20 protein-coding genes and 4 tRNA genes are annotated in these 20,321 nt (G+C 64.5%); 11 read left to right on the plus strand and 13 right to left on the minus strand.

The features are described from left to right. Window positions 1-10: 10 nt before the first annotated feature. From rplK to ACS5Q0_RS02685, 7 genes are all read right to left on the minus strand, one after another. Entirely contained in the window at window positions 11-439 is a 429-nt protein-coding gene (gene rplK, locus ACS5Q0_RS02655; protein WP_370438060.1) for a 50S ribosomal protein L11, read from the minus strand. 165 nt (window positions 440-604) lie between these two features. Beyond that, a complete protein-coding gene (gene nusG / locus ACS5Q0_RS02660; RefSeq protein WP_473125057.1) occupies window positions 605-1,138 on the minus strand; it encodes a transcription termination/antitermination protein NusG in 534 nt (177 codons plus the stop codon). A gap of 12 nt (window positions 1,139-1,150) precedes the next feature. Beyond that, window positions 1,151-1,351, minus strand: coding sequence for a preprotein translocase subunit SecE (secE, locus tag ACS5Q0_RS02665; protein WP_370438062.1), 201 nt, complete (start codon window positions 1,349-1,351; stop codon window positions 1,151-1,153). Between the two features lie 162 nt (window positions 1,352-1,513). Then, a tRNA-Trp gene (locus tag ACS5Q0_RS02670) sits at window positions 1,514-1,590 on the minus strand. Between the two features lie 43 nt (window positions 1,591-1,633). Then, window positions 1,634-2,824 carry an elongation factor Tu gene (gene tuf / locus ACS5Q0_RS02675; protein ID WP_473125046.1) on the minus strand — a complete coding sequence of 397 codons (1,191 nt, stop codon included), beginning with the start codon at window positions 2,822-2,824 and terminating at the stop codon, window positions 1,634-1,636. Between the two features lie 293 nt (window positions 2,825-3,117). Then, window positions 3,118-3,191 (minus strand) — tRNA-Gly (locus ACS5Q0_RS02680). Between the two features lie 17 nt (window positions 3,192-3,208). Next, window positions 3,209-3,293 (minus strand) — tRNA-Tyr (locus tag ACS5Q0_RS02685). Between the two features lie 189 nt (window positions 3,294-3,482). On the opposite strand from ACS5Q0_RS02685, the gene ACS5Q0_RS02690 reads away from it, so the two are divergent. Both ACS5Q0_RS02690 and ACS5Q0_RS02695 read left to right on the plus strand, forming a co-directional pair. Next, on the plus strand, window positions 3,483-4,304 hold the full coding sequence (locus tag ACS5Q0_RS02690) for a TrmH family RNA methyltransferase (protein ID WP_473125058.1): 822 nt from the start codon (window positions 3,483-3,485) through the stop codon (window positions 4,302-4,304). 240 nt (window positions 4,305-4,544) lie between these two features. After that, window positions 4,545-6,269, plus strand: a complete 1,725-nt coding sequence (locus ACS5Q0_RS02695; protein WP_473125059.1) for an MFS transporter — start codon at window positions 4,545-4,547, stop codon at window positions 6,267-6,269. A gap of 137 nt (window positions 6,270-6,406) precedes the next feature. On the opposite strand, the gene ACS5Q0_RS02700 is transcribed toward ACS5Q0_RS02695, so the two are convergent. Then, window positions 6,407-6,595, minus strand: coding sequence for a hypothetical protein (locus tag ACS5Q0_RS02700; protein WP_473125060.1), 189 nt, complete (start codon window positions 6,593-6,595; stop codon window positions 6,407-6,409). Window positions 6,596-6,861: 266 nt separating this feature from the next. Between ACS5Q0_RS02700 and ACS5Q0_RS02705 the strand changes: the two genes are divergently transcribed. After that, window positions 6,862-6,936, plus strand: a tRNA-Thr gene (locus ACS5Q0_RS02705). Window positions 6,937-6,984: 48 nt separating this feature from the next. Here the strand turns inward: ACS5Q0_RS02705 and ACS5Q0_RS02710 are convergent. Beyond that, entirely contained in the window at window positions 6,985-7,158 is a 174-nt protein-coding gene (locus ACS5Q0_RS02710) for a hypothetical protein (protein WP_473125061.1), read from the minus strand. Window positions 7,159-7,302: 144 nt separating this feature from the next. Between ACS5Q0_RS02710 and ACS5Q0_RS02715 the strand changes: the two genes are divergently transcribed. Then, entirely contained in the window at window positions 7,303-8,103 is an 801-nt protein-coding gene (locus ACS5Q0_RS02715; RefSeq protein WP_473125062.1) for a TrmH family RNA methyltransferase, read from the plus strand. A gap of 119 nt (window positions 8,104-8,222) precedes the next feature. Beyond that, window positions 8,223-9,221 carry an MBL fold metallo-hydrolase gene (locus ACS5Q0_RS02720; protein ID WP_473125063.1) on the plus strand — a complete coding sequence of 333 codons (999 nt, stop codon included), beginning with the start codon at window positions 8,223-8,225 and terminating at the stop codon, window positions 9,219-9,221. A gap of 18 nt (window positions 9,222-9,239) precedes the next feature. Here ACS5Q0_RS02720 and cutA read toward each other — a convergent pair whose 3' ends face one another. After that, window positions 9,240-9,563 (minus strand): divalent-cation tolerance protein CutA, encoded by a 324-nt coding sequence (gene cutA / locus ACS5Q0_RS02725; protein ID WP_473125064.1) that lies wholly within the window; start codon window positions 9,561-9,563, stop codon window positions 9,240-9,242. Window positions 9,564-9,614: 51 nt separating this feature from the next. Between cutA and ACS5Q0_RS02730 the strand changes: the two genes are divergently transcribed. The 3 genes from ACS5Q0_RS02730 to ACS5Q0_RS02740 are packed head-to-tail and all read left to right on the plus strand — an operon-like array spanning window position 9,615 to window position 11,792. Continuing rightward, on the plus strand, window positions 9,615-10,388 hold the full coding sequence (locus ACS5Q0_RS02730; RefSeq protein ID WP_473125065.1) for an NAD kinase: 774 nt from the start codon (window positions 9,615-9,617) through the stop codon (window positions 10,386-10,388). A gap of 52 nt (window positions 10,389-10,440) precedes the next feature. Then, window positions 10,441-10,920 (plus strand): MaoC family dehydratase, encoded by a 480-nt coding sequence (locus ACS5Q0_RS02735; protein WP_473125066.1) that lies wholly within the window; start codon window positions 10,441-10,443, stop codon window positions 10,918-10,920. Further along, window positions 10,920-11,792, plus strand: a complete 873-nt coding sequence (locus ACS5Q0_RS02740) for an HpcH/HpaI aldolase/citrate lyase family protein (RefSeq protein ID WP_473125067.1) — start codon at window positions 10,920-10,922, stop codon at window positions 11,790-11,792. Before ACS5Q0_RS02735 ends, ACS5Q0_RS02740 begins: the two co-directional genes overlap by 1 nt. Here the strand turns inward: ACS5Q0_RS02740 and ACS5Q0_RS02745 are convergent. Together ACS5Q0_RS02745 and ACS5Q0_RS02750 are read right to left on the minus strand one after the other, a co-directional pair. Then, window positions 11,789-12,397, minus strand: a complete 609-nt coding sequence (locus ACS5Q0_RS02745; protein ID WP_473125068.1) for a flavin reductase family protein — start codon at window positions 12,395-12,397, stop codon at window positions 11,789-11,791. The genes ACS5Q0_RS02740 and ACS5Q0_RS02745 overlap by 4 nt on opposite strands. Window positions 12,398-12,401: 4 nt before the next feature. Further along, a complete protein-coding gene (locus ACS5Q0_RS02750) occupies window positions 12,402-12,965 on the minus strand; it encodes a nitroreductase family protein (protein WP_473125069.1) in 564 nt (187 codons plus the stop codon). 276 nt (window positions 12,966-13,241) lie between these two features. On the opposite strand from ACS5Q0_RS02750, the gene ACS5Q0_RS02755 reads away from it, so the two are divergent. The 3 genes from ACS5Q0_RS02755 (at window position 13,242) to ACS5Q0_RS02765 (ending at window position 18,141) form a co-directional block, all read left to right on the plus strand. Further along, on the plus strand, window positions 13,242-15,674 hold the full coding sequence (locus ACS5Q0_RS02755; protein WP_473125070.1) for a YfhO family protein: 2,433 nt from the start codon (window positions 13,242-13,244) through the stop codon (window positions 15,672-15,674). Window positions 15,675-15,741: 67 nt separating this feature from the next. Further along, window positions 15,742-16,635: a hypothetical protein gene (locus ACS5Q0_RS02760; RefSeq protein ID WP_473125272.1), complete on the plus strand. Its 894-nt coding sequence runs from the start codon at window positions 15,742-15,744 to the stop codon at window positions 16,633-16,635. Between the two features lie 132 nt (window positions 16,636-16,767). After that, on the plus strand, window positions 16,768-18,141 hold the full coding sequence (locus ACS5Q0_RS02765; protein ID WP_473125071.1) for a CBS domain-containing protein: 1,374 nt from the start codon (window positions 16,768-16,770) through the stop codon (window positions 18,139-18,141). A gap of 139 nt (window positions 18,142-18,280) precedes the next feature. Here ACS5Q0_RS02765 and thrS read toward each other — a convergent pair whose 3' ends face one another. Beyond that, complete coding sequence (gene thrS / locus ACS5Q0_RS02770) at window positions 18,281-20,293, minus strand: threonine--tRNA ligase (protein ID WP_473125072.1); 2,013 nt, start codon at window positions 20,291-20,293, stop codon at window positions 18,281-18,283. Window positions 20,294-20,321 lie beyond the last annotated feature (28 nt).

A 20,321-nucleotide genomic window follows, 5' to 3' on the forward strand; every position in this document is an offset into this window, starting at 1 on the left:
CGTGCCCTCCTTACGCCACTTCCATGCCCATCGAGCGCGCGGAGCCCTCGATCATGGCCATGGCGGATTCAACGGTGTCGCAGTTGAGATCGACCATCTTCTTCTCGGCGATCTCGCGGATCTGGTCGCGGGTGACGCGGCCGACGTTGCCGCCCTTGCCGGGGGTCTGCGAACCCTTGTCGATCTTCGCGGCCTTCTTGAGGAAGTACGAGACCGGGGGCTGCTTCATCTCGAAGGTGAAGGAGCGATCCTGGTAGGCGGTGATGATCACCGGGATCGGGGTGCCCTTCTCCATCTGCGCGGTCTTCGCGTTGAAGGCCTTGCAGAATTCCATGATGTTCAGTCCGCGCTGACCCAGCGCAGGACCGATCGGCGGCGACGGGTTGGCCGCGCCGGCGGGCACTTGAAGCTTAACGTAGCCCGCAATTTTCTTTGCCATAGGACTGCTCCCAATGGACCACCTGCCCGGAGCCAACCGAACCAGATGGGAGTTGCAGATCGCGGTCCAGCCCATCGCTCCCGGCTGGCGACCGGGTAGACCTCCCGCGGATGAAGGCTCTCGAGAGAGCCGGACGAGAGCGCCCGCGAGGCGCCCTCAGACGGTTCAGATCTTCTCGACCTGGCCGTATTCGAGCTCGACCGGCGTTGCGCGGCCGAAGATGGACACCGCCACCTTGAGGCGGGCCCGGGCATGATCGACTTCCTCGACGACGCCATTGAAGGATGCGAACGGGCCGTCGGAGACACGCACCTGCTCGCCGACCTCGAAGCTGACGGACGGCTTGGGATGATCGACACCCTCCGCCACCTGCCCCTTGATGCGCTCGGCCTCCCGGTCCGGAATCGGAACCGGCTTGGCCTTGTCGGCGCCCAGGAAGCCCGTCACCTTCGGCGTATTCTTGATGAGGTGATAGACCTCGTCGGTCAGGTCGCACTTCACCAGGACATAGCCCGGGAAGAACTTGCGCTCGGCATCGACCTTACGGCCGCGGCGCACCTCGACCACCTTCTCGGTCGGCACCATGACTTCGTCGAACTTGTCCTCCAGGCCGCGCTGCGCCGCCTGATCCTTGATCGACTGAGCCACCTTGTTTTCGAAATTCGAGTAGGCGTGGACGATATACCAACGCTTCGTCATGCCATCCACCCCTTAACCGCCAAGCCCGAGGATCACCGAACGGACGCCCCAGCCGATCGCCTGATCGACGACCAGAAAGAAGACGCTCGCCAGCACGACCATCACGAAGACCATCGCTGTCGTGATCATGGTCTCCTTGCGGGTCGGCCAGGTCACCTTCGAGGCTTCCGAGCGGACCTGCTGTATGAAATCGAACGGGTTCGTCTTCGCCATTTGCTTACGTCCACAGGCTTTGAGAGCGACCGCAAACGTTCCCTAAGGGCACGCTTGAGCCCAAATTGAAGGGGCGCGAGGCTGTTTCGCAAGCCTCGCGCCACCTGTTCAAACCATCTTGAGGACGCCTCTTAATCGAAAACGTCCATCTTGTCGACCCGCTGGCAGGAGTGGAGGGACTCGAACCCCCAACCCCCGGTTTTGGAGACCGGTGCTCTAGCCGATTGAGCTACACTCCTACGAGCGGGTCGACAGGTGGCGGCGGACCGCCACCCGGTTGTCTTAATCCATCACGGCGGCGACGACGCCGGCGCCGACGGTACGGCCGCCTTCACGGATTGCGAAGCGCAGCTTCTCTTCCATGGCGATCGGCGCAATCAGCTCGACTTCCATCGTGATGTTGTCGCCCGGCATCACCATCTCGGTGCCCTCGGGCAGCTTCACCACGCCCGTCACGTCGGTCGTGCGGAAGTAGAACTGCGGACGGTAGTTGCCGAAGAACGGCGTATGACGGCCGCCCTCTTCCTTGGTCAGGATGTAGGCCTCGGCCTTGAACTTCGTGTGCGGCTTGATCGAGCCGGGCTTGCACAGCACCTGGCCGCGCTCCACGTCCTCGCGCTTCGTGCCGCGCAGCAGAACGCCCACGTTGTCGCCCGCCTGGCCCTGGTCGAGCAGCTTGCGGAACATCTCGACGCCCGTGACCGTCGTCTTCACCGTCGCCTTCAGGCCGACGATCTCGACTTCCTCACCGACCTTCACGATGCCGCGCTCGACGCGACCCGTCACCACCGTGCCGCGGCCCGAAATCGAGAACACGTCCTCGATCGGCATCAGGAACGGCTGGTCGATCGGACGCTCCGGCTGCGGGATGTAGCGGTCAACCTCGGCCATCAGCTCGAGCACGCGCTCGCGGCCGATCTCCGGCTGACGGTCTTCCAGCGCGCACAAAGCCGAGCCCTTCACGATCGGAATGTCGTCGCCGGGGAAGTCGTACTTCGACAGAAGCTCGCGCACTTCCAGCTCAACCAGGTCGAGCAGCTCCGGATCGTCGACCATGTCGACCTTGTTCATGAACACCACCAGCGCCGGCACGCCGACCTGACGCGCCAGCAGGATGTGCTCGCGGGTCTGCGGCATCGGGCCGTCGGCCGACGACACCACCAGGATCGCGCCGTCCATCTGCGCCGCGCCCGTGATCATGTTCTTCACGTAGTCGGCGTGGCCGGGGCAGTCGACGTGGGCATAGTGCCGGTTCGCCGTCTCGTACTCCACGTGCGCCGTGGAGATCGTGATGCCGCGCGCCTTCTCTTCCGGCGCCTTGTCGATCTGATCGTACGCGGTGAACGTCGCGCCACCCGCCTCCGCCAGAACCTTCGTGATCGCCGCCGTCAGAGACGTCTTGCCGTGGTCGACGTGACCAATCGTCCCGATGTTGCAGTGCGGCTTCGTCCGCTCAAACTTTTCCTTCGCCATTGATCTCTACCTTACATAGGCCAGGAACAAAAAACCCAGGGCGTCCGATATTGCGGTTGCGCCAAATGCGCAAGTGGCAATTTCAGTCTTGCAGAACGTAATTATCGGACCAGCCCTTCTAAAGCCCCCCCTCGGCAGGGACGCTCAAGACTCGTCTGGTCGCGGATTGACGCCCTTAAAGCGAAGCTTCGCGTTCAAAGCAACACAAAACTTCTTGCGAGAAACTATTCTCGCGAAAAGTGAAACCTTTCACGCGAGAAACAAAGAAAACCCAAAGATAAAGAAAGAAGAAGTGGAGCGGGTGAAGGGAATCGAACCCTCGTATTCAGCTTGGAAGGCTGCTGCTCTACCATTGAGCTACACCCGCATGCTCTGCCGGTTGGATGGTGGGGGAAGTAGGACTCGAACCTACGAAGGCATAGCCAGCGGATTTACAGTCCGCCCCCTTTGCCGCTCGGGACATTCCCCCTTGCCAACCCTGACGCAGTGCGCCGAGGTCTTCACCCGAAGTGCCTCACCGGAGTGCGGCCGCTCGGTGGCGCTCTTATGGTGACCTGGATGCCCGGTGTCAACAGCAAAGAGCAATCTTTGTAAGGGAGATCGTGTCCGGCCTCAGCCTGTGGTATGGGCGATCCCCCATCAGACGAGATCGAGAGCCATGAGCGAGCGCCCCTTCCATTCCCGCAAGCCCCGTTTCCAGCGTCCGCAGGGGAAGAAGCAGGGCCGCCGCGATGCCCAGAGCTGGCGTCCGGCGCACGAGATCGACACGACGATCCTGTATGGCTGGCACCCTGTCGTGGAGGCGCTGCGCAACGACAGGCGCACGATTCGGCGCCTCCTGGCCACCGAGAATTCTTTGCGCCGCCTGCAGGAGGAACTGGGAGCGCCCCTGCCCCTGGAACCTGAAATGGTGCGCCCGGACGAGATCAACCGCCTCCTGGAGCCCGATGCCGTCCACCAGGGCCTCTATGCGGAAGCGGATCCCCTGCCCTCGCCCTCCGTCGACACGTTGAGCGGCAAGCGCGTGGTTCTCGCCCTCGATCAGATCACCGATCCCCACAACGTAGGTGCGATCGTGCGCACGGCGGCGGCCTTCAACGTGGAGGCCATCATCACCACCGCCCGCCACAGCCCGGCAGCCACCGGCGTACTGGCCAAGTCCGCCTCCGGCGGCCTGGAGCACGTTCCCTTCATGATCGTGAAGAACCTGGGCGACACCCTGACCGCCCTGGGCGAGCGCGGCTTCCAGCGCATCGGCCTCGATTCCGAGGGCGAGGCCAATATCGATGAACTCCAGCTCAGGCTGCCCCTGGTTCTCGTCCTCGGCTCGGAGGGCAAGGGCCTGCGGCAGAGAACCAGAGAATGCTGCGACGCGGTCGGCCGGCTCGACATGCCGGGAGAGATCAAGAGCCTCAACGTCTCCAATGCCGCAGCCATTTCGCTTTTCGCGGTGACGAAAGCCGTTGCGCGATCGGAATGATTCGCGCAACGTTCACCCAACCCTCTGAATATTAATGCATTTCTAGTCGGACCCCGCATCCTTAGACGGAAGTCGAAACTACGAATTGGCAATTGTGGAGAGTAGCAGCGGCGCTAGCCTCACCTTCCATGGGATTCTTGGCCATCCATCTGGCCACGACGCCTCAGCTCAAGCGAGCAGCCCTCGACTTGACGCGACAGACCCGGACCACCGGGCTGACCAAAAATGGAAGGGAACGCTATGGCAACAGCAGCCACGACAGCGCGTTCGGCCGCCGCACCCCGGCCGATGACGCGCGAAGAGCGGAAGGTGATTCTCGCCTCCTCGCTCGGTACCGTCTTCGAATGGTACGATTTCTATCTCTACGGATCACTCGCCACGATCATCGGCGCGCAGTTCTTCTCCGCGTTCGACGTGACGACCCGCAACGTGTTCGCGCTCCTCGCCTTCGCGGCGGGCTTCCTGGTGCGCCCCTTCGGCGCCATCGTGTTCGGCCGGATCGGCGATCTCGTCGGCCGCAAATACACCTTCCTCATCACCATTCTCATCATGGGCACCTCGACCTTCTTCGTCGGCCTGTTGCCCAGCTACAACCAGATCGGCTGGGTCGCCCCGGTGATCCTGATCGCGCTGCGCATGCTCCAGGGCCTGGCGCTGGGCGGCGAATACGGCGGCGCGGCCGTGTACGTGGCCGAGCACGCTCCCGTGGGGCGGCGCGGCTTCTACACCAGCTTCATCCAGATCACGGCCACCTTCGGCCTTCTGCTCTCCCTCGTCGTGATTCTCCTGCTCCGCACCTGGATGGGCGAGAAGGGCTTCCAGACCGGTGAAGGCTATGCCATCGCCGGCTGGCGCATTCCGTTCCTCCTCTCCGTCGTGCTTCTCGGCATTTCGGTCTGGATCCGCATGCAGATGCAGGAATCGCCGGCCTTCAAGAAGATGAAGGAGGAAGGCACCCAGTCGAAGGCTCCGCTGAAGGAGGCTTTCGGCCAGTGGCGCAACGTGAAGATGGTCCTCATCGCTCTCATCGGCCTCGCCATCGGCCAGGCCGTGGTGTGGTACACGGGCCAGTTCTACGCTCTGTTCTTCATCCAGAGCATCCTCAAGGTCGACCTGCTCACCTCGAACGTGCTCATCGCCTGGTCGCTGATCATCGGCACCGCGGGCTTCGTGATCTTCGGCGCCCTCTCGGACAAGATCGGCCGCAAGCCCGTCATCCTGGGCGGCTGCCTGCTCGCGGCGATCACGTACTTCCCGCTGTTCCACGCCCTCACCAGCGTCGTCAGCCCGCGACTGGAACAGGCTCTGGAAACGGCGAAGGTCCAAGTCGCGGCCGATCCCGCCTCCTGCGGATCGGTGTTCGATCCGGTGGGCATCCGCACCTTCAGCGCCGATTGCGACATCGCCCGCGTCGCCTTGGCCCGCGCCGCTGTCAAGTACGAGCTCGTTCCGGCTGCTGCCGGTTCGCCCGTGAAGGTCACTTTCAACGGGAAGGAGACTCCTCTTCCTCCGACCGATGCGCCCAATCGCCTTGCAGCTAGCATGACCAGCTTCACCAATGCTGCGGCGGAGGCAGGATATCCCAAGGCTGGCGATCCGAGCATCCTGAAGGTCGGCGGCTTCTTCGACGCCCTCGGCAATGCCCAGGCTCTCAAGGCGATCGGGATTCTCACCATCTTCGTGATCTACGTCACGATGGTGTACGGCCCGATCGCGGCGGCTCTGGTCGAGTTCTTCCCGACCCGCATCCGCTACACCGCGATGTCGCTGCCCTATCACATCGCCAACGGCTGGTTCGGCGGCCTGCTGCCTCCCACCGCCTTCGCGATGGTGGCGGCCACCGGCGATATCTACTACGGTCTGTGGTATCCGATCGTGATCGCCCTGGTGACCTTCGTAGTCGGCCTGCTCCTGGTGCCCGAAACGAAGGACCGTGACATCATGACCTACGAGGGTGCACGCTAGGGCATTGGACCCAAAAGCGGATTCTACCTTTGGGATCCATCCGATGCCCCATCCCCAGTGAGTGCATCGTGCAGTCTGAAATGGAAAGCCCCGCCTGAGGCGGGGCTTTTCGTATCTGCGTCAGGTGAAACCTTCGCTCAGTAGCAGATCGTGACCCGCCGCACGATCCAGCCCTCGCCCTCCACGAAGAGCCGCTTGCGGGAGCGATCGCAGGTCGAGGTGTCGGCCGCCTCGGTCTGAATGGAACCGGTCTCGTCCACATCCTTCGCGGCCACGGTCGTGCCTGTGGCCGTCATGGGTTTGGCAGCCGGAGCCTCGCGTGGCATGCGGGCCGCCTCTGCCGGGAACGATGCCAATGCCACCCCGGTCGCGATTCCGAGAGAGGCGATGAATACAATCCTGCCCCCGAAAATGGAATTCCATGTTTCAGTTAAGTCACTTAGACCTTTCACAACACCGTCTCCTTAGCCATCCTTTCCCAGACAATTCCATAATCCGGGGATGGTTGCGGTGCTCTGGAACACTTAATTTTTCGCTTGCGATGGAACTTGCGTCGCGGGCAGGCTGCTGCTACCTCAACATCCACATGAGAGCCGGTGTAGCACAGCGGTAGTGCAGCGGTTTTGTAAACCGAAGGTCGGGAGTTCGATCCTCTCCACCGGCACCATGTTTCTTTCCCCTACCCATATGCAGCGCAAACGATCCGCTTGAACCCTCAGCGGATCCGCTCCTTGCCCCAATTCTCGTGCGCGCCGCGCTCGGACACCTCCCGCTCGACCCGGTTCAGGCGATTGCGGCGATTGGCGAAGAGAAGCATGAAAATCGCGATCAGCACCGGGCCACCGATGATCACGAAGGCCCAGACCCACCCATCTGCAATATCGACCATTCTCGAACTCCTTCCTGAGGGCCGCGAAAGAGAGGCTCCCCCGAATCTGGAAGGCTAACCGGAAGTGAAAGTCGTTGTTCCGCCGGCATTGCTGCCATAGGAGAATGCGCGCCGCGAGCTGTTGCGGTCTATGAAGGACAGCCAATGCCGATTGCCATTTCCGATCCTGACGATCTGCGGATCGAGCCGTATCGCGCCGTGCGCGAGCGGGATCTGGTAGGACGGCAGCACCGCTTCATTGCCGAGGGCGAGGTCGTTCTGCGCGTCCTGCTGAAACAGCGGCGCTTCCAGATCGAATCCCTTCTGCTCGCCGAAAACCGGCTCGAGAGCCTGACGGACGCGCTCGGGAGCCTGCCCGAGGATGTGCCGGTCTACACGGCCAATCGCCAGGTCATGGACGCCATCGTGGGCTTCCCGATCCATCGCGGGATCCTGGCCGTGGCGCGCCGCGAGCCTCTCCCGACCGTCGAAGACTTCCTGGCAGGACTTGCGCAGGACGCGCTGGTCGTCGGCCTCGTCGGATTGGCGAATCACGACAATGTCGGGGGCATTTTCCGCAACGCCGCCGCCTTCGGGGCGCAGGGCGTTCTGCTCGATCACGACAGCTGCGATCCGCTTTACCGGAAAGCGATCCGCGTGTCCGTCGGCGGGGCGCTCGTGGTGCCCTTCACCCGCGCGGCCTCTGCCGATGCGATGGTGCAGGTCCTCCATGCCGCCTCCTTCGAGATCCTGGCGCTCTCGCCTTCCGGAAGCGAAATTCTCTCGCAGGTGAAGCCTTCGCGCCGAACGGCGCTGCTGCTGGGTGCGGAAGGTCCCGGACTGCCGACCGATCTCCTTGCACGGACGCGCACCGTCTCCATTCCGATGAGCGGCGGGTTCGATTCGCTGAACGTCGCCACCACGAGCGGCATCGCCCTGCATCACCTGACCTCCCGAGCCTGTTGAAGGGCCCGGCCCGCCCTCGAGGAACCGTTCCCTGCTCGCCTAGTTGTGAAGAACCGTTCTCTTGTCCGGAACCTTGGCCGTTCTACGCTCATGGCGTCGCTGTCGAGAGGACCCGCTTCATGATCGTCACACGCCGTACCATCCTGGCCGGAACCGCCCTTGCCGCCGCTCCCATCGGAGGATCCATCGCCTTGGCCCAGACCAATACCGCCACGCCCAGCACCTCTCCCTCCCCTACCACCACGGGCCCGCGCCAGGCCCCCGGCTTTTATCGCTACAAGGTGGGCGACGTCGAAGTGACAGCCGTCAATGACGGCTTTGCGCAACGTCCGCTCGAGGGTTTCGTCAGGAATGCGGAGATCAAGGACGTCCAGGCCGCCATGCAGGAGGCCTTTCTGCCGAACGATGCTCTGCCGATCACCTTCAACACCCTCGTCCTGAACCGGAACGGGCGGCTGACCCTGATCGACACGGGCAACGGCGACATGGGTGCGCCGACCTCCGGCCGGTGGATGGAGAATTTCCGCGCCGCGGGCTTCGAACTCTCGCAGGTCGACGCGGTGGTGATCAGCCATTTCCACGGCGATCACATCAACGGCCTGCGCCTGAAGGACGGCACGGCTGTGTTCCCCAACGCAGAGGTGATGGTGCCCGAGGCGGAATGGGCCTTCTGGATGGACGATTCCCGCATGAACCAGGCCCCGGAAGGCATGAAGGGCGCCTTCCAGAATGTGCGCCGGGTGCTCGGCCCCATCGAGAAAGACGTCAAGCGCTACGGAATGGACAAGGAGATCGTGCCCGGGCTCACGAGCATCGCCGCTCCCGGCCATACGCCGGGCCACACGGCCTATATCCTCTCGTCGGGCTCCGGCAAGCTGATGATCATGTCGGACGTCACGAATCACCCGGCCCTGTTCGTGCGCCATCCGGACTGGTCCGCGATCTTCGACATGGATGCCGATCAGGCCCGCGCCACCCGCCGCCGCATGCTCGACATGGCGGCCACCGAGCGGGCGCAGGTTGCGTTCTACCATGCTCCCTTCCCGTCGACCGGTTATATCGCCAAGGACGGCAGCGGCTATCGCTTCGTGCCGGTCCAGTGGAGCCCGGCGGTCTGACCCATCACGCAGGCGGCTCTATCCGCCCGCCGTCTCGGCGACCAGCCAGTCCAGGGTGGCCGCATCGGCGCCCGCGGGTTCGATGAAGAAGATGACCGGCGTCTCGTAGGGATGCCGGTCCTTCAGGGCCTCGTGGACCTGATCCCGGAGGCCGATGCGGGTCTTGAGAATGCCCACGGCCTCCTCTCCCCGCTCGATGGCGCCCTTCCAGGCATAGACCGAGCGCATTCCCGGCAGCACGTTGATGCAGGCGATCAGGCCGTCGCGCACGAGGCTTTCCCCGATCGCGAGCCCGGTGTCCACATCCGGAAAGGTCGTATAGACGAGAAGTGGGCGTTCCATGTTATGCCTGTGCCTCGTAGCCCTTTTCACGAGCAGCGAGGGTATCTGGGCATGGCCCGTCGTTTCAACAAGATTGCATTCGTGGCCAGCGCTGCCCCTGACGCGCAGAGCGCGCTCAAGACCCTGACCAGCGCGTATGAGAGCGTCGCCCCTGAGGAGGCGGACGTCATCGTGGCGCTGGGCGGCGACGGGCTGATGCTGCAGACGCTCCATGCCACCATGGGCACGTCCAAGCCCATCTACGGCATGAACAAGGGCACCGTCGGCTTCCTGATGAACGAGTTTCGGGAGGACGACCTGTTCGAGCGCCTGGAGAGTGCCGAGCGCAGCGTCGTGCACCCGCTTCTCATGGTCACCTGGGACGTGCACGGCGTGGCGCACACGGCCCGCGCCATCAACGAAGTGTCGATGCTGCGCCAGACCTATCAGGCCGCCAAGCTCCGCGTGAGCATCGACAACCGCGTCCGCATCACCGAGCTGATCGCCGACGGCATTCTCGTCGCCACGCCCGCCGGATCGACAGCCTACAATCTCTCCGTCGACGGGCCGATCCTGCCGCTGAACTCTCCTCTCCTCGCCCTGACTCCGATTTCCGCATTCCGTCCCCGCCGCTGGCGCGGCGCGCTGCTGCCGGATTACGCCAAGATCGAGATCGAGGTTCTGGAAGCCGCAAACCGCCCGGTGAGCGCCGTGGCCGACCACACCGAATTCCGCAACGTTTCCCGCGTTCATGTTTCCATGGACCGGAGCGTCGACCTCGTGATGCTGCACGACCCCGGGCACAGCCTGGACGAGCGCATCCTGCGGGAGCAGTTCGGTTATTGATTTCGAAGAGGCATGATCGAAATGCTCTTTCCGGCCCAAGGAGGACAGCATCATGAACGATGAGAACAGGCATCCACGCGGCGGCCTCTATTTCGAGGATTTCGAGGTGGGCGCCGTCATCAGGCACCGGCTGACGAGAACGGTGACGCAGATGGACAACATGCTGTTCTCCAACATGACGCTGAACCCGCAGCCGCTCCACATCGACGCGCATTTCTGCGCGACGGAAACGGAATGGGGACAGCCGCTCATGAACTCCCTGTTCACGCTCGGATTGATGATCGGCATCTCCGTCAACGACACGACCGTGGGCACGACGATTGCCAATCTGGGCATGACGGACGTGAAGTTTCCCGCTCCTCTCTTCGAGGGCGATACCGTCAGCGCGACGACGGAGATCGCAGCCAAGCGCGAGTCGAAATCGCGCCCGAACGCAGGCATCGTCGAGTTCATCCACCGCGCCTACAAGCAGGACGGCACCCTCGTGGCCGAATGCCGCCGCCAGGCCTTCATGCGGAAAAGGAGCGCCTGATGCGCTCGCTTCTCTTCGTTCCCGGCGACAGCCACAAGAAGCTCGGAAAAGCCCTCCTATCGAGCGCCGATGCTCTTCTGATCGACCTGGAGGATTCCGTCGATCTGAACGCGAAAGAGGAGGCACGGCGCGTCACGGCCGAGTTCGTTTCGGAGCATCGTTCCGACGCCGAGCGTCCTCGCCTCTACGTGCGCGTGAACGGGCTCACCACCGGCCTGATCGACGCCGATCTCGATGGAGTCATGAAGGCTGCGCCCGACGGGATCGTCCTGCCGAAGGCCGTCGGCGGCTCCGACGTGGCGCATCTCGGCGCGAAGCTCGCCGTACGCGAGGCCGAGTTCGGCTTGGGCGACGGCGTCACCCGCATCCTTGCCATCGCCACGGAAAACGCCGCGGGCGTCTTCGCGCTCGGCACGTTCGGCGGCGCGAGCCATCGTCTCATGGGGCTGACCTGGGGCGGCGAGGATCTCTCCGCCGATCTCGGCGCGGAAACCAATCGCGATGAGAGCGGCCGCTACACCGACCCCTACCGACTCGCCCGTTCGCTGACCCTTTTCGGCGCGGCCGCCGCAGGCGTCGACGCCATCGATTCCGTCTTCACCAATTTCCGCGACATGGAAGGCCTGGCCGGGGAATGCCGGGCAGCGCGCCGCGACGGTTTCGTGGCCAAGATGGCGATCCATCCGGCGCAAGTCCCTGTCATCAACGAAGCCTTCACGCCGTCGCCGGAGGCGATCGCGCGTGCGCAGGCCGTGATCGACGCCTTCAAAGCCCATCCGGGCGCGGGCGTGGTGGGGGTCAACGGCGAGATGCTCGACCGCCCGCACCTTTTGCGCGCAGAGCGGCTGTTGAGGCGGGCCGGGAAGCTCTAACCGCCCGGCCGCGTCATCGAGAACTTCGTCTCCGGCGTCGCGGCGAAATAGTCGCGATATCCGGCCCGGGTGATAGGGCGCATGGCCGCCGTATCGACAAATCCGTCCACGATGTAGCGGTCATCGACATAGACCCCGACCACCTGGCCGATCACCATGAAGTAGGACGGCTCTCCGCCTCCGAGCGGCGCCAGCGGCACGGTCTGCAGCCACTTGCATTCGAGGGCCGCCGGAGCCTCGGCCACGCGCGGAGGCCTCACGAGGCGGGAGGGCGCGGCAGTCAGCCCCGCAAAGTCCAGCTCGCTTTCGCCGCGCGGCAGAACCTTCGAGGTCGCGTTCACCTGCTCGCGCAGGTCGTAAGCAGCGAGATTGCAGACGAACTCCTGCGTCTCCTCGATGAAGGTCAGCGCATCCTTCCTTCCCGCCGACGAGAACATGACCATCGGCGGGCGTTCGGAAACCGCGTTGAAGAACGAATAGGGCGAGAGGTTCACCTCACCCTTCTCGCTCATCGCCGTGATCCAGCCGACGGGACGGGGCGCGACGATGGCCTTGAAGGGATCGTGCGGCAGGCCGTGGGCGTTGCTGGCGGTTTCGTAGTACATGCGCTTAGAACCGGGTCACGATATCGGTGAGGTTCGGGCGATCCCGATCCGTGGGTTTTTCCTTGGCCGTGCCGATATGGACATATCCGGCCATGCGCTCCGTGGGGCCCAAGCCCAGCGCATCGAGCACCCGGCGGTCGAAGCAGGCCCAGCCCGACAGCCACGAGGCGCCATAGCCCAGAGCCGTCGCCGCATTCAGAAGGTTCATGCACACGGCGCCGGCGGAGAGCACCTGTTCCCATTCGGGGATCTTCACATGAGGGACGACCCGGGACACCACCGCGACCACGAGCGGCGCGTTGGAGAACCGTTCCCGCTCTGCGGCGACCTTCTCCTGGTCCGCGTCCGGATGGTCGGCCAGGAAGGCTTTCACGAGAACCTCGCCCATCCGCTGCCGGGCCTCGCCTTCGATCAGGATGAAGCGCCAGGGCACCAGCTTGCCGTGGTCCGGCACCCGGGCCGCCGCCGTGAGCATGGCCTCGATCTCCTCAGCGCTCGGCCCCGGCTCTCCCAGCCAGCGCGGCGGAACGGAACGGCGGCTCAAAAGGCGGGAAAGGCTTTCATTCATGGGATCTTCATCCGAGCTGAATATTGTGGGACAATGCTTGCGAATGTCCGTGAAGAATAGGGCGGACGGTGGAGGCCTGCCTTGGTCTCGCCGCCTTGCTGCTGTTGAGAGCACGGGCGTTCCAAGACGCGATCCGTTGCACAGTCAACAACCGGCAACGGATGTATAGGGGGAGTGCGGTGATACGCCAAGCCGGTTTTGGTCCTGCGGCAGCTCGGAGAGCTTGCTGAGGATGGAACTGACGCGCAGCGCCGCTTGAAACACATGCAGACATCCGTGTTCGGATCTCACACTTCCGCAGCGACCCTGGCATGGTCCAGGCGCCAGACGCTTTTGGCCGTCGGCCTCATTCTCGCTGTCTGGGCCCTGGCGGCGGCCGTCTGGCCCCTGACCGGCTCCGTCGTCCCCTGGGATTCCAAAAACCAGTTCTACCCCACCCTGCGCTATCTCGGATCCGCGCTCTCCAACGGCGAGCTGCCCCTCTGGAACCCCTACCATTTCGGCGGCCACCCTTCGGCGGCCGATCCCCAGTCGCTTCTGTTCACCCCGACCATGCTGCTGTTCGGATGGCTCGTGCCCGAGCCCTCCATGGAACTGTTCGACTTGGTGATCTTCGCCCATTTCCTTCCCGGCGCGCTGGCCTTCATCCCCCTTTTCCGGCGGCGCGGCTGGCATTGGTCGGGCGCGGTGGTGGCTGCCATCGTGTTCATGCTCGGCGGCTCGGCCAGCGCCCGCCTGCAGCATACGGGCATAATCCTGAGCTACGGCTATTTCCCCCTGGCCCTCTGGCTCCTCGAAGAGGCCCTGGACCGGCATTCCTACCGCTACGGTATTCTCTTCGCCGTCTCGGCCACCCTGATGGTGATCGGCCGCGATCAGGTGGCCTTCCTCTGCGCCCTGACCCTGATCGGCGTGGCGGTTCATCGCATCTGGTCGGCCCCCCGGCGTCTCGCTTACCTGCGCTCGCGCCTCGGCCTCCTGCTCACCATGGGGCTGATCGGCGGCGCGCTGCTGGCGGTTCCGGTCATCCTGACCATGCAGTTCCTCGCCACATCGACGCGGCCCTCCTTCGGCTTCGGCGTTGCGGCCATGGGGTCCCTGCCCCCGGAGAGCCTGGCGACGATCCTGTTCGGCAATATTTTCGGTTCCCTGCGCTGGACCTACGACTACTGGGGGCCGGACTGGCACAGCCTATCCGAAGGCACCTGGACGGACAGGGCGACGAACTATCTCTTCATCGGCACGATCCCAGCCCTGTTCATCCTCTGGCATGGCATCGCCGGCGGCAGGCTTTTCGCCCGGGAGTTCCGGTTCTTCCTGATCGTGGGCCTGGTGGCGCTGTTCTACGCGCTCGGCCGCTATACTCCCGGCTTCGAGGTGATCTTCGATCATCTGCCGGGCGTGAATCTCTATCGCCGTCCGGCTGACGCCACCTTCCTCATCAACATCGCGCTCGCCTTCTCCTCAGGTTACCTCGTCCATCGCTATGCGGCCGAGGGCATGCCGAGCTGGAGCGATGCCGCCCTCGGCCAGACCCGGATCGCGCTCACGGCCCTGGCCTTCGCCCTGGTGATGGCGGCCATCGCCAGCGGCGTCGCCTTCTCCATCGAGGGCGGTCACGTTCTCTCCTCCCTGATGGAGGCGGGCGGCGGGCTGCTTGCGGCGGCGCTCGTCATGGCCCTCCTGGCCAAGCTCAGCGGCAGCCCATATCGGCGGGAAGCCCTCGCGTTCGCCCTCGTGCTTGTGACAGGCGCCGAACTGATCAGCCGACACGCCGCCTCGGCGCTCAATGCCGAGCCTGCCGAGCGGTATACGGTCTTCGCCAAGCTGCCGCCGGAACAGCTGCAGGGCTTGCAGATCCTTAAGCGTGAGCTGGCGGAGCGGCATCGCGAGGGAGAGTATCCGCGCGTAGAAATTCTCGGTCTGGCGGGTTCCTGGCAGAACGCCTCGATGGTTCTCGAAATCGAGGACATCATCGGGTACAACCCCTTGCGTCTCGCCGATTACGAGCGGGCCATCGGCCCCGGAGAGAACGCCGAGGACCCGAACCTGCGCCAGTTCCCCGCATCGTTCCGGGGCTACGAATGCGAGCTCGCGGGCCTGCTCGGGCTCGACTATCTCGTCCTCGACCGCCCGGTCCAGAAGCTGCCTCGCCATTTCCCCCGCCTGGCGGATGCGGAAGTGGTCTACGGAACCGGCAAGATGTGGATCTACCGCCTCAACACCACCGGTCGGCGCGCCTATGTGGCCCATCATGTCCAGGCCGTGGATTCGGAAGCGGTCGTCGGGGCCGACGAATTGCCCGACTTCGACCGTGAGACGGAAGCGCTGATCGACCATGCGAGCATGCCGCTGCTCAAGGCCCATTACGCTCCGGTTCGTCCGACCGCGGAGAAGCCCGCAGACAAGGTCAAGATCGTCAGCTACCGGCGCAATTCGGTGACGCTCGAGGTCGAGAGCCAGGAGCATGGCGTGCTCGTGCTGCACGATATCTATTATCCCGGCTGGGAAGCCCGCGTCGACGGAGAGCGCCGCCCGGTGCTTCGCGCCAACCTGCTGTTCCGTGGCGTGGAGGTTCCGGCCGGGACCCACCGCGTCGAATTCTCCTTCCGCCCCCTCTCCCTTGAGAATTTAGTTGCGGCGGCTTCCGATCTCGTGGAAACCGAGGAGGCACCGATCCAGACCGCAGTCGCCGCTCCTGTCCGGTAGCAGGATTTTTGAACTCTTTTTGATGATGACGTTCCTGATCTCCCGCCTCTCGTTTGTGAGCCTCCTGATGGGGCTGACGGCTTCCGTCGCCTCGGCCCAAACGCTGACTCGGCCCCTCGGAACGGCTCCCCAGCCGTTTGGTCCGCCCGCCCCCGGCGTGCCTTCGCTCTCCCAGGGGCTGCCCCCTCCGGTCGCGGCCAAGCAGGTCGCGGTCAGCACGAGAGCGGTCTTTTCCGAAACCAACGAGCCGATCCGCTCGGGCCTGCTCTGGCGCGTTTTCGAGGACCGGGGCGACACCTCGCAACCGAGCATCGTCGCGCGCTCCAGCAGTCCCATGCCGAATTTCACCCTGGCTCCGGGCAACTACATCGTGCACGTGGCCTATGGCTTCGCCAGCTCCTCCAAGCACATCAGCGTGCAAGCCGGCAGTTTGAACGAGCGCCTCGTCGTCAGCGCGGGAGCACTCAAGCTGAAAGGCGCCGTCGGCGACACCCCGATCGCTTCCAGCCGCGTGACCTTCTCGGTCTACGTGCCGGAGGCGCAGAACTCCGAAGGCCGCCTGGTGATCGCCAATGCCAAGTCCGACGAGGTGATCCGCCTGCCCGAGGGCACCTATCACGTGGTGTCCACCTACGGGGACGCCAACGCCATCATGCGCAGCGACCTGAAGGTGGAAGCCGGAAAGGTGACGGAGGCGACCCTCAATCACCGCGCCGCCACCGTGACGCTCAAGCTCGTGGCTTCCGAAGGGGGCGAGGCTTTCGCGGGAACGGCGTTCAGCGTGCTGACCCCCGGCGGCGACGTGATCCGCGAGGCCATTGGCGCATTCCCCTCCGTCACCCTGGCGGAAGGAGAATACGTCCTGATCGCCCGCCACGAGGGCAAGGTCTACACGAAGGACTTCAAGGTCGAGAGCGGTCTCGACCGGGATATCGAAGTTCTCGTCACCGACAACCCCTGAACCTTTTTCACCCTCGCGGCATTGACCGGGCACGAATTCGGTCGCGCCGGGCATGCGCCCGCACCTCCCGTGCATCGTGGTTTTCCTTCTCGGATCCGATGCCGGGGCGCGACCCTGCGAGGGATGACGCTCATGAGAATTTCAGACATCATGACCCGCAACGTGCGCGTGGTCTCGCCCGAACGAACCATTCAGGAAGCCGCCCGGCTGATGGATGAGATGAATGTCGGCGTCCTGCCCGTCTGCGACGGGCGCCGCCTGCGTGGCATGATCACGGACAGGGACATCACCGTCCGCGCGACGGCGGCGGGCCTACCGCCCGATACGACCCACGTGCGCGACGTCATGTCCGACAATGTCTGGTGGTGCTTCGACGACGACGATGTCGGCCACATCGTGCAACTGATGAGCGATCATCAGATCCGCCGCCTGCCCGTCGTCGATCACGACAAGCACCTCGTCGGCATCGTGGCGCTGGGCGACCTTGCAACCGACAGCGAAGGCGACGCCTCCCGCGCCCTGCACCGCATCTCTACGCCGTCCGAACCCGACCGCACGGGCACGCCGAGCTCGGCCCGCGCCGATCAGACCCGCCAGGGCGGACAGCCGCGCCTGAGCAACGACGAGCGGCGGGAGCTGGATCAGCGCCTGGGGCGCGAAGACGACGACTGGCGCCACCGCCCTCACGACTACCATGAAGGCGTCCGCCGGTATGCGGAGCGCGACAGGCGGCGCGGCGGCGTCGAATTCCGCTACCGCGACGAAGACGATGTGCGCGCCGCCTTCGGCAGCTTCGGCTATCCCGGCGAGGAAGGCATGCGCGATGCGCGGATGCGCGGCGGCTTCGGCGGCGAAGGCTATCAGAACTACGGCGACGAATATGCGGGGCGCGGCTCCGCCGGTCGCGGCTATCGCCCCAAACGCTACGGCGCTTCCACGATCACGGGCGAGCGGGCGCGCCCCGGCGACGACAGCAGCGAGAACGACCGCCTCATGCAGGATCGCGAGCGCACTTGGAGCCTCGTGAATGAGCGCCGGGATCACAGCAACTACGGAGTCGGCCCGGGCAATACCCGCTTCGACAACGATGCCACCGCGAGCCGCGGCGAGGTTCGCCGCGAGGATCATCGCGGGCGCGGGCCCCGCAACTACCAGCGCTCGGACGACCGCATCCGCGAGGACGTGAACGAGCGCCTCAGCGACGACGTGCGGGTCGATGCATCGGAAATCGAGGTCATGGTGCAGAACCGGGAGGTCACCCTCACCGGCACCGTGCGCGACCGGAAAGAGAAGCGCTGGGCCGAGGACATCGTCGAATCCGTCTCGGGCGTCGCGCATGTGCAGAACAACCTGCGCATCGGCCAGCGCCAGGGCGAGCACAGGACCGGCACGGAGGCCGGCGACGCCGTCGCCGCCAGCGGCAATCCCGGTAGTGGCACCGCAGGCACCACGGCCGGAACGGCTCCTGGCGGACGCAAGAGCGGGCGTCAACGGCAGGCGACCTGAAAGATGAAACAAACCTTATCCCCTCCCCCTTGTGGGGAGGGTTAGGGTGGGGGTGTGAGCGATAGCCTATTCAGGTCTGGCGCCCACACCCCCACCTCCATCTCCTCCCCACAAGGGGGAGGAGAGTCACCAAAGCACTTCAGGCCACCGTGCGCGCGACCACGTGATGACCATCGAGAGTGGCGTGGGCGTCGGGCTCGGACACGGCCTGCGCGGCGCGCCTGCGGTCCGGCGTGATCGCCTCCACGGCGAGCGCCCTCAAGGCGTCGTCCAGCCCCATGGTCTGCTGGTTGGGGCTGCCGAGACGGCGGATCGACACCGTGCGCTCGGCGGCCTCCTTCTTGCCGACCACGAGGAGTACCGGCACCTTCACCAGCGAATGCTCGCGGACCTTGTAGTTGATCTTCTCGTTGCGAAGATCGGCCTCCACCCGCAGGCCCATGGCTTCCGCCGCCCTGACCACTTCCATGGCATAATCGTCGCCCTCGGAGGTGATGGTGGCGACGACCGCCTGCACCGGCGCGAGCCAGAGCGGGAAATGACCGGCGAAGTGCTCGATCAGGATACCGGTGAAGCGCTCCATGGAGCCGCAGATCGCGCGATGCACCATGACAGGCGTCTTCTTCTGGCCGTCCGCATCGACATAGAACGCGCCGAACCGCTCCGGCAGGTTGAAGTCCACCTGCGTGGTGCCGCACTGCCAGTCGCGACCGATGGCGTCGCGCAGCACGTATTCGAACTTCGGACCGTAGAACGCGCCCTCGCCCGGGTTGATGGCGGTCTTGATGCGCCCGCCCGACTGCTCCTCGATCTGCTTCAGGACGCGGGTCATCACCTCTTCGGCGTGGTCCCACATCTCGTCGGTGCCGACGCGCTTCTCGGGGCGTGTCGAGAGCTTCACGACGATCTCGTCGAAGCCGAAATCGGCGTAGGTCGAGAGGATCAGCTCGTTGATCTTCAGGCATTCGGCGGCGAGCTGATCTTCGGTGCAGAAGATGTGCGCATCGTCCTGCGTGAAGCCGCGCACGCGCATGAGGCCGTGCAGAGCGCCCGAGGGCTCGTAGCGGTGTACGTTGCCGAACTCGGCGAGGCGCAGCGGCAGGTCGCGATAGGACTTCAGGCCGTGCTTGAAGATCTGCACGTGTCCGGGGCAGTTCATCGGCTTGATCGCGAAGACGCGATCATCCTCTGTCTGGGTCGCGAACATGTTCTCGCGATACCAGCCCCAATGCCCGGAGGTCTCCCACAGGGCCTTGTCGAGGATCTGCGGCGCGTTGACCTCCTTGTAGTCGCCCTTCAGGCGGCGGCGCATGTAGGAGATCAGCTCCTGGAACACCGTCCAGCCCTTCGGGTGCCAGAAGACGACGCCCGGCCCCTCCTCCTGGAAGTGGAACAGGTCCATCTCGCGCCCGAGGCGGCGATGGTCGCGTTTCTCGGCTTCCTCAAGCTGCCGGATATAGGTGTCGAGGTCTTCCTGGCTCGCCCAGGCGGTCGCGTAGATGCGGGTGAGCATCGCGTTGTTCGAATCGCCGCGCCAATAGGCGCCGGCCACCTTCATGAGCTTGAAGGCGTTGCCGATCTTGCCCGTGGAGGTCATGTGCGGACCACGGCAGAGATCGAACCAGTCTCCCTGGAAGTAGATCTTGAGATCCTGGCCTTCCGGGATCGCGTCCACGAGCTCGACCTTGTAGGCCTCGCCCTTCTCGGCGAACACCTTCTTGGCCTTGTCGCGGCTCCAGACCTCCTTCGTGAAGGGTTTGTCGCGCGCGATGATCTCGCGCATCTTGGCCTCGATCGCCGGGAAGTCCTCCGGAGTGAAGGGCTCGTTGCGGGCGAAATCGTAGTAGAAGCCGTTCTCGATCACGGGACCGATGGTCACCTGCGTTCCCGGGAACAGCTCCTGCACCGCTTCCGCGAGCACGTGCGCGCAATCGTGCCGGATCAGCTCCAGCGCGCGGGGATCCTCGCGGTTGAGGAATTCGATCTTGGCGTCCTTCGTGATGGGATCGGCGAGATCCGTCACGGTGCCGTCGAGAGCCATGGCGACGGTGCGCTTGGCGAGCGACTTGGCAATGCCCTCCACGATCTCGCGGCCGGTGGTGCCGGGGGCATATTGGCGCTGGGCGCCATCGGGGAATGTCAGGTTGATCATCGTAAAATTGTCTCCTGGCTCACTCCTG

This window comes from Microvirga sp. HS2, assembly GCF_055792805.1.